Origin of the sequence: Streptomyces purpurascens, assembly GCF_045040895.1 — a bacterium.
Taxonomy (GTDB): domain Bacteria; phylum Actinomycetota; class Actinomycetes; order Streptomycetales; family Streptomycetaceae; genus Streptomyces; species Streptomyces purpurascens.
On sequence record NZ_CP108341.1, the window covers coordinates 4021084 to 4037290 of the forward strand.

General features: G+C 71.6%; 14 protein-coding genes. 9 read left to right on the forward strand and 5 right to left on the reverse strand.

Features of this window, described 5'->3' with window-relative positions; all coding sequences use genetic code 11:
* Window positions 1–80: 80 nt before the first annotated feature.
* Window positions 81–764 carry a hypothetical protein gene (locus tag OHU35_RS18185; RefSeq protein ID WP_189726916.1) on the forward strand — a complete coding sequence of 228 codons (684 nt, stop codon included), beginning with the start codon at window positions 81–83 and terminating at the stop codon, window positions 762–764.
* A 55-nt stretch (window positions 765–819) separates the two neighbouring features.
* Entirely contained in the window at window positions 820–1296 is a 477-nt protein-coding gene (locus OHU35_RS18190; protein ID WP_189726917.1) for a MarR family winged helix-turn-helix transcriptional regulator, read from the forward strand.
* Window positions 1297–1325: 29 nt separating this feature from the next.
* Here the strand turns inward: OHU35_RS18190 and OHU35_RS18195 are convergent, their stop codons facing one another.
* Window positions 1326–2516, reverse strand: coding sequence for an MFS transporter (locus OHU35_RS18195; protein WP_405505993.1), 1191 nt, complete (start codon window positions 2514–2516; stop codon window positions 1326–1328).
* A 71-nt stretch (window positions 2517–2587) separates the two neighbouring features.
* Here OHU35_RS18195 and OHU35_RS18200 point away from each other — a divergent pair, with 71 nt between their 5' ends.
* From OHU35_RS18200 to OHU35_RS18210, 3 genes are all read left to right on the forward strand, one after another.
* Window positions 2588–3580: an ArsR family transcriptional regulator gene (locus tag OHU35_RS18200; protein ID WP_405505994.1), complete on the forward strand. Its 993-nt coding sequence runs from the start codon at window positions 2588–2590 to the stop codon at window positions 3578–3580.
* Window positions 3581–3589: 9 nt separating this feature from the next.
* Entirely contained in the window at window positions 3590–4093 is a 504-nt protein-coding gene (locus tag OHU35_RS18205; protein WP_229873146.1) for a glutathione peroxidase, read from the forward strand.
* 70 nt (window positions 4094–4163) lie between these two features.
* The gene (locus tag OHU35_RS18210) at window positions 4164–5042 is read left to right on the forward strand and encodes a MerR family transcriptional regulator (RefSeq protein WP_405505996.1); all 879 of its coding nucleotides are present in this window, start codon (window positions 4164–4166) and stop codon (window positions 5040–5042) included.
* A 103-nt stretch (window positions 5043–5145) separates the two neighbouring features.
* Here the strand turns inward: OHU35_RS18210 and OHU35_RS18215 are convergent, their stop codons facing one another.
* The 3 genes from OHU35_RS18215 to OHU35_RS18225 all read right to left on the reverse strand — a co-directional run bounded on the left by OHU35_RS18215 (window position 5146) and on the right by OHU35_RS18225 (window position 7390).
* Complete coding sequence (locus OHU35_RS18215) at window positions 5146–5337, reverse strand: DUF397 domain-containing protein (protein WP_189726921.1); 192 nt, start codon at window positions 5335–5337, stop codon at window positions 5146–5148.
* 208 nt (window positions 5338–5545) lie between these two features.
* Window positions 5546–6403 (reverse strand): helix-turn-helix transcriptional regulator, encoded by an 858-nt coding sequence (locus OHU35_RS18220; protein ID WP_189726922.1) that lies wholly within the window; start codon window positions 6401–6403, stop codon window positions 5546–5548.
* A gap of 231 nt (window positions 6404–6634) precedes the next feature.
* Complete coding sequence (locus OHU35_RS18225; protein WP_189726923.1) at window positions 6635–7390, reverse strand: GPP34 family phosphoprotein; 756 nt, start codon at window positions 7388–7390, stop codon at window positions 6635–6637.
* Between the two features lie 236 nt (window positions 7391–7626).
* Between OHU35_RS18225 and OHU35_RS18230 the strand changes: the two genes are divergently transcribed.
* Both OHU35_RS18230 and OHU35_RS18235 read left to right on the forward strand, forming a co-directional pair.
* Window positions 7627–10698 (forward strand): D-alanyl-D-alanine carboxypeptidase, encoded by a 3072-nt coding sequence (locus OHU35_RS18230; protein WP_405505999.1) that lies wholly within the window; start codon window positions 7627–7629, stop codon window positions 10696–10698.
* A 196-nt stretch (window positions 10699–10894) separates the two neighbouring features.
* Window positions 10895–12775, forward strand: coding sequence for an MFS transporter (locus OHU35_RS18235; protein ID WP_359893555.1), 1881 nt, complete (start codon window positions 10895–10897; stop codon window positions 12773–12775).
* Window positions 12776–12794: 19 nt separating this feature from the next.
* Here the strand turns inward: OHU35_RS18235 and OHU35_RS18240 are convergent, their stop codons facing one another.
* Window positions 12795–13634 (reverse strand): hypothetical protein, encoded by an 840-nt coding sequence (locus tag OHU35_RS18240; RefSeq protein ID WP_405506001.1) that lies wholly within the window; start codon window positions 13632–13634, stop codon window positions 12795–12797.
* An 86-nt stretch (window positions 13635–13720) separates the two neighbouring features.
* Between OHU35_RS18240 and OHU35_RS18245 the strand changes: the two genes are divergently transcribed.
* Both OHU35_RS18245 and OHU35_RS18250 read left to right on the forward strand, forming a co-directional pair.
* On the forward strand, window positions 13721–14506 hold the full coding sequence (locus tag OHU35_RS18245; RefSeq protein WP_405506003.1) for an SDR family oxidoreductase: 786 nt from the start codon (window positions 13721–13723) through the stop codon (window positions 14504–14506).
* 126 nt (window positions 14507–14632) lie between these two features.
* Entirely contained in the window at window positions 14633–16204 is a 1572-nt protein-coding gene (locus OHU35_RS18250) for a sodium:solute symporter family protein (protein WP_405506005.1), read from the forward strand.
* Window positions 16205–16207: the final 3 nt, after the last annotated feature.

Consider the following 16207-nt stretch of genomic DNA (forward strand, 5'->3'; position numbering starts at 1 on the left):
GCGCCCCTGAAGACAGGGGCGTTCGCCCATCCGTGGTTTATCACCTCAGCCACCTACAGTCCCCGGACGATAATCAGGGAATGATCACCCCACCCCCCGTCCCCGAACCGCGCGGCCGTCTGGTCGGGGATCTTCTGGTGGTGGGTGAGGCGTACTCGCTCGTTCTCGCGGGCGGGTACGCGGTGCTGGCGCACGGGCTGGCGGAGCGGGCCGGGCCGGACGTGGACGTGGCGACCGAGCACCCCGCAGGGATGGACGCCATCGCCGACACCGTCCGGACCGGGCTGGTGGCGCGCGGCTGGCTCGTGCAGACCCGGGAGACCGAGCCGCTGTCCGCCCAGTTCCTCGTGACGGACGCGGCGACCGAGGAGGAGTACGACGTCGGCGTCCACAAAGAGGTGCTGTGGCGCCCGCCCGTGCCGACGGAGCTCGGGCCCGCGCTCTCCCTCGACGACCTCGTCGGCACCCGGGTGCGGGACCTGGCCGACCGCGGTCTCGCCCGCGACCTGGTCGACGTACACGCCGCCTCGGCCCGCTGGAGCCACCCCGAACTCGAGGAACTCGGCCGCCGCCACGCCCCCGACACCTTCGACCTCACCGACCTCCAGGCCCGGCTGACCGGCACGGACTGGATCGACGACCGGGCGTTCACCGTCCATGGTCTCGAGGTCTCCGCCGTCGCCGGACTGCGCCGCTGGGCGCAGGAGTGGGCCGACGACATCGCGGAACGGCTCATCGAAGGTGAGGCCCCGGACGAGGAGTGACCGGTAGGCCGCCGAACCGGCCGAGGCCGGTCCTACCGCTCGGTACCCTGACCCGATGGGGAACGGGGCAGGCGGGCAGGTGGGTGTCGTCGCCGCGCTGGTGCGGGCGGCGTTCCTGGTGGACGGTGTCTACGCGGAGGCCAGCCGGGCGTACGGCCTGACGCCCCAGCAGGGACAGCTGCTGTGCGTGCTGATGCCGCAGCCGTACGGGATGGGGGAGCTCGGGGAGACGCTCGGGCTGGCGAAGTCGAGCCTGACCGGGCTGGTGGACCGGACGGTGCGCCGGGGGCTGGTACGGCGGGAGGCCGACCCGCGGGACGGCCGGGCCGTGCGGGTGGGGCTGACGGAGGAAGGCGCCGCGCTCGCCGAAAGGTTCTACGCCGAGACCGTACGCCGGATGGAGGCCCTGCCGGCCGGGCTCAACGGCGTCGAGCGGGAACGGCTGGCCGTGCTGCTGTCGCGGGTCGTGGTCGACAACGAGGTTCCCGAGGTGTTCGCGGAGGCGGAAAGGGACGGCTTCGGCGCCGAGTAGCCCGATGCGGAGCAGCCGTACGGCGGGCGTCACGACTGGCGGGCCACGGCCGGCACCGCCCGCTCCTCGCGCCGCCCCGCCGCCATCAGGGACAGCGTCACTCCCGTCGACACCGCGGCCATCGCCGTCATCGCCACGGCCGGAGAGGTCAGTTGGGCCACGGAGCCGGCCAGCACCGCGGCCACGCCCTGCATCGTGAGCATGCCCGCCGAGTGCAGGCCCAGGGCATGGCCCGTCAGGGCGTCGGGGGTCAGGGCCACCAGGCGCTCCTGCTGCACGAGGCTCGCGCCGAAGCCGACGGAGGCCAGCGTGACCGCGGCGGCCGCGAGCGGGAGCTGCGGGTGCAGGACGAAGGGCACGTACGGGACGGCCAGGAGCAGCAGGAGCGGGAAGCCCAGGCGGGGGCGCAGGCGCGGCGGGAGCAGGCGGCCCACCAGGACGTCCCCGGCCAGCATGCCCAGCGCGGCGCAGGCGAACAGGGTGCCCGCGGACTCGGGGGCGTAGGAGACGTAGAGGGATTCGCAGCCGACGATCAGGCCGTTGGGGATCCAGAGGGCCAGATAGACCTGGCGGCGGGGCGCGGACGACCACAGCAGCGCGTTGGCGCGCCAGGTCGCCGCGACCGACGGGCGGCCCGCCGTACGGGGCGGGCGGCGGGTCAGGCCCAGGCGGACGACCGCGGCCGCCGCGACGTACAGCGCGGCGGCCACCAGCAGGGACACCCGTGGGGACAGCAGCGCCACCAGGGCGCCGCCGGTCGCGTAGCCGGCGATCTGCATGAGGCCGCTCATCATGTTGAAGACCGAGCGGCCGAGCAGATAGCCGTCCTTGGAGAGGATCTCGTTCAGCAGGCCCCAGCGCACTCCCCCGCCCACCGACTCCACAAGACCCTTGGCCAGGACGATCACGAAGAGCGCCCAGACCGGCAGGCCGGGCAACGCCAGGGCGGCCGTGGCCGCCGCGAAGAGCAGGGGCAGGGCGGTCAGAGCCGCGCGCGGGGGCAGGCGATCGGCCGCCGAGAGCAGGAACGTCGCGCCCAGCACCTGCACCAGCGACGAGCCGAACATGCTCACCGCGGACAGCAGCGGCGACTCGGTCGCCCGGTACACCAGGGTGCCCAGGGCCAGGCCGCCCATCGTCTGGGCCACCGTCTGGGCCGACGCGGCCAGGAAGAACGGAGTGAACTCGGGGGTGCGGAACAGATCGCGGTAACTGCGCATGCGCGGAGTCTGTGGCGGCCCGCACGGGGTGGTTATTGTTTCGCGCGGGTGCGAAACGTCGGGGGGCCGCGATGGGCTGGTGGCAGGTCAACGCCGACACCCTGGCCGGGAGCCGGTTCGTGATCTCGCCGTTCGCCGAGGCCTTCGCCTGCCTCCAGTTGCTGCACCGAGGCACACCCGCACACCCCGGCGAACAGGCCTGGCTGCGCGACCATCTGCCCGGCTACCGGGCCCGCCTGGCCGCCGACCCCGTGACCGCGCTGCTCGTCCGGGCCGGACTGGGCCGTTCCTGGATCGCCGACTTCCTCACGCCCACCCCGAGGAGCCGGGAGACCTTCGAGGAAGGGGTGGCACGGGTGCGGGCCGCCCGTCCCGACGAGGCCCGGGCCAACCTGCGGATCTCCCTCGCCGGCCCGCTTCCCGCGGCCCTGGACCGGGACGACCTCCCCGAGCGCGCGGCCGGCCTTCTGTCCTCTGTCTGGACCGAGACCGTACGGCCGGACTGGGACCGGCGCCGGCGGGTGCTGGAGGCGGACGTGGTCGCCCGGACCGCGCAGGTGAGCCGGGGCGGCTGGGCGGCGGCGCTGGACACGCTGCGACCGGGCCGGACCCGGTGGCTGGGCGACAACCGGCTCCAGGTGAATCTGCACGAGTACCCGCCCCGCGAGATCTCGGGCGCCGAGCTGCTCTTCGTGCCGGTCACCCCGAAGACGGGCTGGGTGTCCTGGGAGGAGCCCGACCGGTACGCGGTGATCTACGCGTGCGCGGGCGCGTTCGCCGACCCCGGTGGCAAACCCGTGCCCATGAGCCTCGGCGCACTGCTCGGCACCGCCCGCGCCGGTGTGCTGGTCCGGCTCGGCTCCCCCTTGAGCACCAGCCAGCTGGTCGCCGTGACCGGGCAGGGGCTCGGCTCGGTGGGGCGGCATCTGCGGGTGCTGCTGGACGCCGGTCTGGTGGAGCGGCGGCGGGCGGGCAGGTCGGTGCTGTACTCGCGGACGGCGGTGGGGCAGGTCCTGGTGGACGCGGTGGAGGCCGGGAACCGGGCCGGCACCCCCCGGAGCTAGGCTCCGAGCATGACGACTACCAACGGTTCCTCTCCCCTCGACGTCGAGATCGGTGCACTGCAGGGCGGTTCCGCCGACCTGTCCCAGTACGCGGGCAAGGCCGTGCTCGTGGTGAACGTCGCCTCCAAGTGCGGCCTGACCCCGCAGTACACGGGGCTCGAGAAGCTCCAGGAGCAGTACGCGGAGCGCGGCTTCACCGTCCTCGGTGTGCCCTGCAACCAGTTCCTCGGGCAGGAGCCCGGCAGCGCCGAGGAGATCGCGGAGTTCTGCTCGGCGACGTACGGCGTGACCTTCCCGCTGACCGAGAAGGTCGAGGTCAACGGCGACGACCGGCACCCGCTGTACGACCGTCTGACCGGCTTCGCCGACGCCGAGGGGCACAGCGGCGACATCCGCTGGAACTTCGAGAAGTTCCTCATCGGCCGGGACGGCCAGGTGGTGGCCCGCTTCTCGCCGCAGACCGAGCCGGAGTCGGCCGAGGTCGTGACGGCGGTGGAGGCCCAGCTGGGCTGAGACCCGACCGGTTGACCTTGCCCCTGGGGCAGGCCCGAGCGTCCTCGTCACCGGGCGGAAGAGCCGCCCGGTGACGGAGGATGCCGTGGTGGACGAACCGGACCAGGAACTGCTCACCATCGGGGCGTTCGCCGCCCGCGCCCGGCTCTCGGCCAAGGCCCTGCGGCTGTACGACCGGCTGGGGCTGCTGGCCCCGGCGCACGTCGACGAGGGCACCGGCTACCGCTACTACCGTGCCGGTCAGGTCGAACGGGCCCGGCTCGTGGCCATGCTGCGGCAGCTGGACATGCCCCTCGCCCGGATCGCCGAGGTGGTCGCGGCGGGCGACGGGCCCACGGCGGCCGCTCTGCTCGGCGCGTACTGGGCGGACGTCGAGGCACGGGTCGCGGGGCAGCGGACGCTCGCCGAGTACCTCCGTGGACGACTGTCGGGGAGGAGCTCCGAGATGTACCGGAAGTTCGCGATCGAGACGGTGGACGTGCCCGCGCAGGTGGTGATCACCGAGACCCGGCATGTGCTGGCGGGCGAGTTGCCCGCGTGGATCGGGGCGTCGCTGGGCCGGCTGGAGTCGGCGGCGCGGGAGTGCGGCGGCGTCACGGCGGCGCCGTTCGTCGTCTACCACTCCGAGGTGTCGATGGAGAGCGACGGCCCCGCCGAGTCCTGCGTGCCCGTGGCCGACGAGGCGGCGGCGCGGGCGTGGGCCGAGCGGCACGGCCGGACCTGGGGGACGAAGGTGGCGGTCCACCCCGCCCAGCGGCTGGCCTACACCCGGATCACCAAGGCGCAGGTGGCCCATCCGCAGATCATCGCGGCCTTCGAGGCGGTGGAGGAGTGGATCGCCCGGGAGGGACTGGAACAGGCCGGCCCGTGCCGGGAGGTGTACTTCGCCGACTGGGAGGCGACGGGGGCACAGGACCCGGTGTGTGACGTGGCGTTCCCGGTGAGCTGAGCCCTCTGGGGAGCCGGGCACAAGCGGAGCCCTCTCGGCAAGGACGGCGATTCTGGTCGAGAGGGCTCTGTCGGTGGTGCTTGTGCTGTTGTCGCTCGCGAGGTCAGGCCTTGACCGAGGTCACGAAGGCGTTCCACGCGTCGGCGGGAAACGCCAGCTTGGGGCCCTCGGGGATCTTGGTGTCCCCGAGCTCCAGGGCCTCGTCGACGGTCGACCTGACCATCACGCACGCGCCGTTGTTGTTGGTGTAGGAGGACGTCGTCCACGTTTCCGTGGTGCCCAGACGAATTGCCATGTTCGCTCCGTAGCCAGTTGCGTTTACGCCAACCCGTGCTGGTGGGTGGCGTGATCGACGCTACTCGCCAACATCCTCGTACGGAGCAGCCATTCACTCGACCGGATGGCATATTCCAGGGGAGACTTCCAGTCAGGCGTGTCAGAGGTGTAAGATCCCGCGCTTTGCCCGCCGGAAGCCTCGCCCGAAGCCTTCGCCCGACGGCGGATCAGCGCGCGTAATCCTTCGCCATACGCTCGATGAGCTGCCGCGACTGGTCCACGTTCAGCGACTGGGCGCGCAGATGCTCGTACATCACCGTGTACTTCTGCACGTCGAGCGGCTTCTCCAGGTACAGGTCGCTGGTGACGCCCTCGATGTACACCACGCTCGAGTCGGCCGCGTCGGCGAACTCCAGGATCGAGTACTGGCCGTTGATGCCGGCGTGCGCGCCGACCTCGAACGGCAGGACCTGCACGGTGATGTGGGGCAGCTGGGACATCTCGACGAGGTGCTCCAGCTGCTCGCGCATCACCGGGCGGCTCCCGACGATCCGGTGCAGGGACGCCTCGTCCAGGACCACCCACAGCCGCAGCGGGTCCGTCTCGGCGGTGATCCGGCCCTGCCGGCGCAGCCGGACCTCGACGCGCTTGTCGTTGTCCGCCTCCGACGCCTCGGGCGAGCCGCCCCGGATGATGGCATCGGCGTACGCGCGGGTCTGCAACAGGCCGGTGATGATCTGCGGCTCGTAGACCCTGAGCGACTCGGCGTCCGTCTCCAGGCCGATGTAGACGCTGTAGGGGATGTCCCCGAAGGCATGCCACCAGCCCTGCTGCCGCGAGTCCTTGGCCATCTGCATCAGCGAGTCGACGATGCGCTGGTCCTCTACCTCGTAGACCCCGCACAGATCGCGCACGTCACGCTGGCTGATGCTGCGCCGGCCGTTCTCCAGCCTGCTGATCTTCGACTGCGACACCAGCAGCCGCTCGGCGACCTCTTCGGCCGTCATGCCCTTGAGCTCGCGGAGCCTGCGGAGCTCCTGGCCCAGCCGGCGCCGCCTGACGGTGGGATTGACATTGGACGCCACGGGACGTGCACCTCCGGCTGCGTGCCTCTACTTTGCGTATCTGCTGTTGAGCAGACTGCCACCAAGGTGCTTCCTACCGCTGGGAAACGGTGGATATGCGACGGGTACACGCCAGTTCGGACAGGCACGCCGAGCGGGGCGGGGAGAGTGTGTGCTCTCCCCGCCCCGCTCGGACAGCGGCTCCCGTGACCGGGTCGTGGGTGCGGCGTGGTGCCGGTGGTGCGGCGCGGCTCAGTGGGCCGGGACGCGGGCCATGCTTGCGCGGTGCGGCTGCATCGGAACACCGCGGGCGGGTTCCGCTGCGGACCTGGCTCCGCCGGCGGCCTGGCGGCCGGGCGGTGCCGGGTTGCGGCGCGGCTGCGCGGCCACGCCGTTCTGGACGTCCATCACCGCGTGCGCGACGAGACCGCCCATGGGGTCGTGCCTGATCAGGTCCCGCAGCCGGGACCGGGACGAACGTCCCTCGTTCCCCGGATACAGGTGCTTGCCGAGGCCGACCGCGTGTGCCAGGGCGGCGAGCGCGGCGGTCCGCGGGTCCGGCGGTACGCCGGTGCGGATCGCGGAATCCAGCCTGGCCTTGATCTCCCGGCTGATTTCGGTGTCCGTCGCCTGGTAACGAGTCGTCGGCAGCACTCCGCACATCTGGCCCGCCACGGCATGCACCATGCCGCACCGCTCCAGATGCGAGAGGTAGGTCTGGCGGAGCCCCAGTCGCGGCCCGCCAATCCAGTGGACGGCCCGCACGGGAGCGCCACGCCTTCGCAGCAACTCCAATGCGCAGTCCAGTGTTGGATCTCCAGTCGGCCGTGGTGCCACCACGGCGATACGATCCCCGTCTGGGGCTATCCGTCCGGCCAGCGCCAGCTCTACTAGCTGTGCTCCGGCCAGACCGAGGTCGAGCGACTGCGGCTGTGCAGTGGTACCCGTGGTCGGGTCCAATGCCAGCAGCAGAAGCTCCTCCGGAAGTGTTCTGCGGCTCCTGCCCATCCATGCCTCCCCGCGTGGATGACAGACAGGGTGACCCCTCTCACATTGGTCTGTCGAGGGTGCGTGACCGGTTCGTAGTGGAACCAGTAGGTATGTCGTTCTCGTCTACCGGATGGGTTCGACCCGTACACAGGACACTGGTACATGGTTCGGACAGCGCCGGGGAGCGGTGTCACGGCGGCGGTTCACGGTTCGTTACGCGTACGCGGGGAGTGCGGCGCGAGGAGGAGGCATCGGTGGCGGGCGAGTCCCCCGACAGGTCGAAGAAGCGCGAGTCGTCGGCACAACGGACGTCGGGGAGCGCGAGTCCGGTTCCAGAAGCCAGGAGCGAGGCGTCCGCGGAAGCCCGCGACCCGCGCCTCGCGGTGGCCCGGGACGCGGAGAAGTCCTCCGCCCGCGGCGGCGTCGACACGGCGACCCGCGTGTTCTCCGTCCGCACGTCGGACGATCCGACGGACACGCCGCCCGAGGCCTCCGGCCCCAAGGAGCCCGCGGACGCGACGGGTGACGCCGCGGAGGGCGACGGCGACGCGGGTGCGGCGGGCGACGCCGAGCGGGACAGCAGCGACGCGGACGCCGAGGGCGCGGCGGGTGATGCCGCGGACGGCGAGAGCGACGCTGACGCCGAGGGCGCGGCGGGCGACGCCGAGCAAGGCGAGAGCGACGCGGCGGGGGATGCCGCGGACGGCGAGAGCGACGCGGCGGGTGGCGCCGAGGACGGCGAGAGCGACACGGGCGTCGAGGGTGCGGCGGGTGACGCCGAGCGAGGCGACGGCGACGCTGACGCCGAGGGCGCGGCCGGCGACGCCGAGCGAGGCGAGAGCGACGCGGCGGGTGACGCCGAGGACGGCGACAGCCACGCGGATGCCGCGGGTACGGCGGGCGACGCCGAGCGGGGCGAGAGCGACGCGGCGGGTGGCGCCGAGGACGGCGAGAGCGGCGCGGGCGCGGCGGCCGATGAGGCCCAGGAGCCTGCGGAGGGTGCCGACGAGGCGCCCGGCTCCGCCGAGGGCAGTGAGTCCTCCGGATCCGGTCAGGGTGACGACACCGCGGGCAGTGACGGGCGGCTGCGGGACGCGGTGGCCGCGTGGGTCGCGTCGGCGGACACGGACGAGGGCAAGGAGCCCGCAGAGAGCACCGAGCAGGACTCCGCGGACGAGCCCACGAAGGCCGAGACGGACGGCCAGGAGGCCGCGAGCGCGGACGAGTCCGTGGAGGCGGACGCGGACGCCCGGGACGGCCAGGAGGCCGCCGAGAGCGCGGGCGAGAGCCCGGACGAGCCCACGGACGCCCCTGGGGCCCAGGAAGCCGCAGAGGAGGCGTCCGAGGGCGCCCAGGCGAGCCAGGACGAGGACGACGAGCCCGAGGCGGACCGTTCCGCCACCACCGACAGCGCGGACGCGGACGCCCCCGAGGCAGAGGCCAAGGCCGACGCCGACGCCGACGCCGACGCCGACAGCGAGCCGGGCACCGCCGGGTCCGAGTCCGGAGCGAAGCCCGACGAGGCCGACGAGCCCGACAGCGCGGCGGACACCGACGACGAGGCCGGCAAGCCCAAGGACCCGCGCACCTCCGACGACTCCAAGTCCTCCCCGAAGGCCGACAAGCCCAAGGACCCGCGCGCCTCCGACGACGCCGAGGACAGTTCCCCCGAAGCCAAGAAGACCGGCGACGAAGGCGAAGGCACCGGCGAGGGCCGGAAGTCGGACGACGACGGCGAGGACGGCAGCGACGGCCCCGCCGAACCCGCCGTCGATCAGCCCACGGCTGTCTTCAAGGCCCCCCGGCCGGCGGTCGACCAGCCGACCACGATGCTGAAGATCGGGGGCGCGACCAAGGACAAGGGCGCTCCCGAGAAGGACGCCGAGCGGACCAGTAAGTTCGTCGCGCTCAAGCCGCTCGACGACCCGGCGACACGGAAGCCTGCCGCACCGGCCGCACCGGCCGCCTCCGCACCCGCCCCCGCCCAAACCACCGCCCCCGTCCCCACCGTCAGCCCCGAGCGGACCACGCAGCAGCCGTTGCCGCCGCGGCCGCCGCTCGACATGCTGGCCGAGCTGACGAACACCCCGCCGCCCCCGGACACCCCGCTGCGGACGGCCGTACGGCGGGTGAAGATCTGGACGCCGCTGGCGCTGCTGCTCGTGATCGTCTTCGCGGTCGTGCAGAACGTGCGCCCGCTGCCGACGCCCACGCTCCAGCTCACCGCGAAGGACAGCTACACCTTCGAGGGCGGCAAGGTCGACATCCCCTGGCCGGCCGACGGCCAGGCCGCGCTGGACGTGCAGGGCATCGGTACGTTCGGCTCGTCCGGCGAGCAGAAGCCCGTGCCGATCGCGAGTGTCGCCAAGGTCATGACCGCCTATGTGATCCTGCGCGAGCACCCGCTCAAGAGCGGCGACGACGGGCCGAAGATCGGTATCGACCAGGCCGCCGAGGACCAGTCCGACGCCGGCCAGGAGTCCACCGTCGATGTGACCAAGGGCGACAAGATCACCCAGCGGGAGGCTCTGGAGAGCATCCTGATCGCGTCCGCGAACAACGTGGCGCGGCTGCTCGCCCGCTGGGACGCGGGGTCCGAGAAGGCGTTCGTGCAGAAGATGAACGACGCCGCCAAGGACCTCGGCATGAAGAACTCGACGTACACCGACCCGTCGGGCCTGAACAACACGACCGTGTCCACGGCCGTGGACCAGGTGAAGCTCGCCCGGGCCGCCATGGAGCAGCCCGCGTTCCGCGAGGTCGCGGCGATGATGTCGTACGTCGACTACAAGGGCACCAAGCACGACAACTGGAACCGCCTGGTCGGCTACAACGACGTCACCGGCATCAAGACCGGCACCACCACGTCGGCGCTCGGCAACCTCGTCTTCGCGGCGAAGAAGGACGTCGACGGCGAGACCCACCGGGTCATCGGCGCCGTGGTGCGCCAGCCCGCCGGCGGTCCGGACAACACGATCCTGGGCGCCGCGCTGCACGAGGGCGACAAGCTGATCCGGGCCGCGCAGGGCGCGCTGGAGTCGGCGACGATCCTGAAGAAGGGCGACATCGTCGGGTACGCCGACGACGGTCTCGGCGGCCGTACGCCGGTCGCCGTCACCGAGGACGTCACGGCCGTCGGCTGGGCGGGCCTGTCCGTCAAGCTGACCTTCGCCCCGGACGAACTGCCGCACACGGCCAAGGCCGGCAAGAAGGTGGGCACGCTCACCGTCGGTGACGGCAGCAGCAGCGCGGTCAAGGTTCCGGTCGCCCTCCAGGAGGACCTCGTGGAGCCGGGCTTCGCGGACAAGATCACGCGCATCGGCTGAGCCGGGACGCCCGCCCGCACCACCGCACCCCGCCGGTCACGGCCCGTCCGGGCTCCGCCCGGCGGGGTGCGTGCTAGCGTCCCGAATCGGGGCAGGTCGCCGTCCGCGGCGGCGCGGTCGCGAACCGAGGGTGAACGGTACGCGGCCGGGAAGCAGAAGCTGAGAACAGAAGACGGGACACGGGGAGTGCCTTTCAGTGGCCACTGCGGAGCCGACACGCACCGAGAACGCCGATCCGGGCCCGGGATCCGGCCCGCGAATAGCCATGCCCGAGACGCGGGAAGCCGACGCACGGGACGCTGACGCACGGGACGCTGACGGCACGACCGGCCGTGAGCGCGACACCCGGCTGCGGACCGCCGTACTGACACTGCGTGAGCGCATGCTGCGCCACCCGGTCCTGTCCGTCACCGGCCTCGCCGGAGTGCTCCACGTCGTCTGGTTCTTCACGTTCGCGAACAGCGGCGGCGACCTCGCCGCGCAGGACGCGTGGGCCGAGTTCGTCGGCCGGCACCCGGACTCGGCGTACAACCTCGCCTGGTACGGCGGGATGCACCCGGTGTCCTACAGCGTCGTGTCGCCGTATCTGATGTCGGTGCTCGGCGTGCGGACGACGATGATGATCGCGGGGACGGTGTCGGCCGGGCTGCTGACCCTGCTCCTCCTGCGCAGCCGGTCCGTCCGCAACCCCCTGTGGGCGTCCATGGCGGGCGTGTTCGGGCTGTTCTGCAACGCGGTCTCCGGGCGGGTGACGTTCGGCCTCGGCATGATGTTCGCGCTCGGCGCGGTCGCCGTCGTGTTCTGCTGGCCGTACAGGTGGCGTTACAAGCGCTGGGCGAAGGCCCTGTGCGCGGCGCCGCTGGCCGCGCTGGCCACCATGGCGTCGCCCGTCGCGGGTCTGTTCGTGGGCCTGGTGGCGGTCGCGCTGTTCCTGCAGAAGCGGCGGCCGGGCGCGTGGGCGCTGGGGCTGGCGCCGAGTGCGGTGGTGGGCGTGTCGGCGTTGCTGTTCCCCTTCTCGGGGACGCAGCCGATGATATTCGGCTCGGTGATCCTGCCGGTCGCGTTCTCGGCCTGCGCCTACGTCCTGGTGCCGAAGGACTGGAAGACGGTCCGGCTGACGGCGGCGGTGTACGGGCTGGGCGTGGTGCTGGTGTGGCTGATCAGCTCCCAGATCGGGTCCAACATCACGCGTCTCGCGATGCTGTTCGCCGGGGTCGCGCTGGTGGCCGCGCTGCCGTACACGGTGCCGCGCGGCCGCAGGTGGTACACGGCCGTCGTCGCGATGGTCGGCTTCACCGTGTGGATCGGCTTCAAGACCGTCGACGACATCGTGCACACCGCCCCGGCGGCGTCCTGGTCGCGCGAGCTGGCGCCGCTGCTCAACGAGTTGCAGGAGGTCGGCGCCGAGAAGGGCCGGGTCGAGGTCGTCCCCGCCCGCTCCCACCGGGAGGCCGCCGCGCTCGCCCCGTACGTCAACCTGGCCCGCGGCTGGATGCGCCAGGCCGACATGGAGCGCAACCCCCTCTTCTACGACGACACGCTCAACTCGGCGAACTACCGCGAGTGGCTGCGGCGCTGGGGCGTGCACTACGTCGTGCTGCCCAAGGGCGAGCCGGACGGCGACGGCGGGGTGCGGGAGCGGGCGCTGGTGCAGCGCGGGCTGCCGTATCTGACCCAGGTCTGGGGCGACGCCAACTGGCAGCTGTTCAAGGTCACCGACCCCACCCCGCTGGCCGAGCCGAACACCGTCGTCGAGCGGGCCGAGCAGGGCGAGATGGTGCTCCGGGTGAAGAAGCCGGGCCGGATCCTGGTCCGCATCCCGTACACGCCGTGGCTGAGCGTCGTCGACTCCGAGGGCAAGAGCCTGAAGCCGCCGCAGGAGACGGAGGAGTCCAGGAACCGGCCCGAGGGCGAGCCGAAGACGTACGTCAACGTCAACGGCTGCCTGATGGACACGGAGGAGGACGAGCAGGGCGTGCGGTGGACGGAGCTGCTCGCGCCGAAGGCGGGGACGTACCGGCTGGCGGCGCCGTATCAGTTCCCCCGGGGGCTGCCCTGCCCGCAGGAGCTGCGCTGACCCGCCGGCTCCCGGCCCCTCAGCGGAGCCGGTCCACGTAGGTGTCGGTGCCCGGCAGGGTCGGTACGAACGGTGCCACCAGCTCCACCCTGCCGAGCCCCGACTCCGCCACCACCGCGTCGAGGCCTGTGAAGCGGTCCTCCCAGCACTCCCTGGGGTCGGCCTGGAGGAACCACAGCAGGGTCAGTCGCGTGTCGACGCCCTCGACCTGCTTGACGTAGGTCATGCGGTCGCCGGGGAGCGGGGTCGGGCGGAAGACCGTCACCATCGCCGCCGGGGAGCCCGCGAGGCGCTTCGGCAGGTGGCGGGAGCGCAGCCACTCCAGCAGCTCGGCGCGCTGCTCGGGGGTCTCGGCCTCGACGACCTGGAGGACCAGGCCGGCGTAGGGGTGGTCGAGGGCGTGCTGGTCCCTCGGGCCGGCCGCGCCGTCCCGGTACACGGTCGCCTCGTGGTCCTGGAAGGCGGTGAGGACGTGCGTGCGGTCCTGGTAGACGCGGCCGTCGCGGTTGAGGCGCTTGTTGATGGCGACCGTCCAGCGCATGTGGTCGTCGTAGCGGCCCGCGGTGATCCAGTACGTGGAGAGGTAGCAGCCCGTGGTGACGGGCTGGGCGATCGCCGACTTCTCGGGGTAGCGCAGGAGTTGCAGGTCCCGGGTCGCCACCCAGCGGCGGCCCGCGTACATCCAGGGCATGGCCATCGCGCCGGCGTAGTAGTGGTCGTCCTCGTACCAGCGGTTGTAGGCGTACTCGTGGCCCGGGTGCGGTTCGACCATGGTGATCAGGGCGTGGCCGGGGTGGGTGCCGTAGGGGCCGACGGCGGCCAGTTCGGCGTACAGCTCGCTGCGGGTGTCGTCGCTCATGCCCTTCCCCTTCGTCGGTGACAGGCCCATACTCTGACGCTCCGTCAGATAAAGCGCCAGGGGTCCGGCTTCGGGGAGGTCCTGCCATGTCATTGCTCGCGGGGAAGACGGTCGTGGTGTCGGGGGTCGGGGCCGGACTGGGGCGGCAGGTCGCGGCGGCCGTGGTGCGGGACGGCGGTCGTGCCGTGCTCGGCGCCCGCACGGAGGCGAACCTGGCGAAGACGGCCGCCGAGATCGATCCCGGCGGGGCGCACACCGCCTACCGGGCCGTCGACATCACCGACGAGGCGCAGTGCGAGGCGCTGGCGGGGCTGGCGACGGAGCGGTTCGGGCGGATCGACGCGGTCGTGCATGTGGCGGCGCTGGACAGCTACTTCGGCGGTGTCGAGGACGCGGACTTCGAGAGCTGGCGCTCCGTGCTGGACGTGAACCTGCTGGGCACGCTGCGGATGACCCGGGCCTGCCTGCCGTCGCTCAAACAAGGCGGCGGATCCGTCGTGTTCGTCGGGACGCAGTCGGCGGTGGCGGCTCCGTCCCAGGTGCGGCAGGCGGCGTACGCGGCCTCGAAGGGGGCGCTGACGAGCGCGATGTACTCACTGGCGCGGGAGCTGGGGCCGTACCGGATCCGGGTCAACACCGTGCTGCCGGGCTGGATGTGGGGGCCGCCGGTGCAGGCGTACGTACGGTTCACGGCACAGACGGAGGGCGTGTCCGAGGCTGCCGTACTGGAGCGGCTGACCGGACGGATGGCACTGCCCGAGCTGGCCGCGGACTCGGATGTGGCCGACGCGGCGGTGTTCCTGGCGTCGGACCGGGCCCGGGCGATCACCGGTCAGTCGTTGCTGGTCAACGCAGGGGAGTTGATGCGATGAGTTCATGTAGATGAACTAAGGCCATCACGCCGAACATTTTTACCCCTCCTTGACCTTACCGTCACTTGTCGTGTTCACGCGGTAGCGCCCACGATGAGCGCCGGGCTGACCCCTGGGAGGGCGCACATGAACGGTCTCGACTGGGCCGTGCTTTTAGGCTATTTCGCCGTGATGGTCGCGATCGGCGTCTGGTCGCACAAACGCGTGGACAACGTCAGCGACTTCTTCACCGCCGGCGGCAAGATGCCGTGGTGGCTCTCCGGCATCTCCCACCACATGTCGGGCTACAGCGCGGTGATGTTCACCGGGTACGCGGGCATCGCCTACACCTACGGCGTCACCTCCTTCGTCACCTGGTCCTTCCCGATCGCCCTCGGCATCGCCATCGGGTCGAAGCTGTTCGCGCCGCGCATCAACCGATTGCGCTCACGCCTGCATGTGGCCTCCCCGCTGGAGTACCTGAAGAACCGTTACGACCTGAAGACCCAGCAGGCGCTGGCCTGGTCCGGCATGCTGCTGAAGATCGTCGACGTGGGCGCGAAGTGGGCGGCGATCGCGACGCTGCTGTCCGTCTTCACCGGGATCTCCCTCAACCAGGGCATCCTCATCACCGGCGGCATCACCGCGGTCTACTGCACGATCGGCGGCCTGTGGGCGGACGCGCTGACCGAACTCGGCCAGTTCATCATCCAGTTGCTGGCCGGGATCGCGATGTTCGTCGCGGTGTTCGTACGACTCGACGACCACGGCGGCTTCTTCGGGGTCTGGGACTCCCCCGAACTCCAGGGCCACGACAAGCCGCTGGTCGGCCCGTACGGCACGATCTTCCTGCTCGCGTTCCTCTTCATCAAGCTCTTCGAGTACAACGGCGGCATGCTCAACCAGGCCCAGCGCTACATGGCCACGCCGAACGCGAAGGAGGCCGAGCGCTCGGCGCGGCTCTCGGCGATCCTGTGGCTGGTCTGGCCGCTGGTGCTGTTCTTCCCCATGTGGATGTCGCCGCTGCTGGTCGAGTCGCAGAAGCAGGACGGCTCCGACTCCTACGCCCTGATGACCGAACAGCTCCTCCCCCACGGCCTGCTGGGCCTCGTCATCGTCGGCTTCTTCTCGCACACGATGGCCATGTGCTCCTCGGACGCCAACGCCATCGCGGCGGTGTTCACCCGGGACTGCGCGCCGGTGATCTGGGCCAGGGCGCGGACGTGGAACCAGGGCCAGGGACTGCGGGTCGCCCGGATCGCGACGGTCGTCTTCCTCGGTCTGTCCATGGCGGCGGCGACGCAGGTCAACTCCCCCGCGTTCAAGGACATCATCACCGTCGTCATCAAGTGGGTGGCCGGTCTGATGGGCCCGATGGCCATCCCGATGATGCTGGGCCTGCTCCGCGCGTTCCGCCGCTCCGGGCCGACGGCGGCGCTCACCAGCTGGTCGATGGGCCTGCTCGCGTTCTGGCTGGTGAACTACCCCATCCACTGGAACGTCGAGGGCGGCGTCCCGCTCCAGTACCAGGTCTCGATACCGCTGGCGGTGTCCCTGGTCCTCTACATCCTCATCGGCTTCATCAAGCCGGAGGACACCCCGGAGCGGCTGGCGCTGATCGAGAAGATCAACACGGACGGGGACGGGACGGCGGCCGCGGCGGTCCCGACGCCGGCCGGACCGGCGGACGAGGTGGTACGGACGACGACCAGGGAGTGAGCC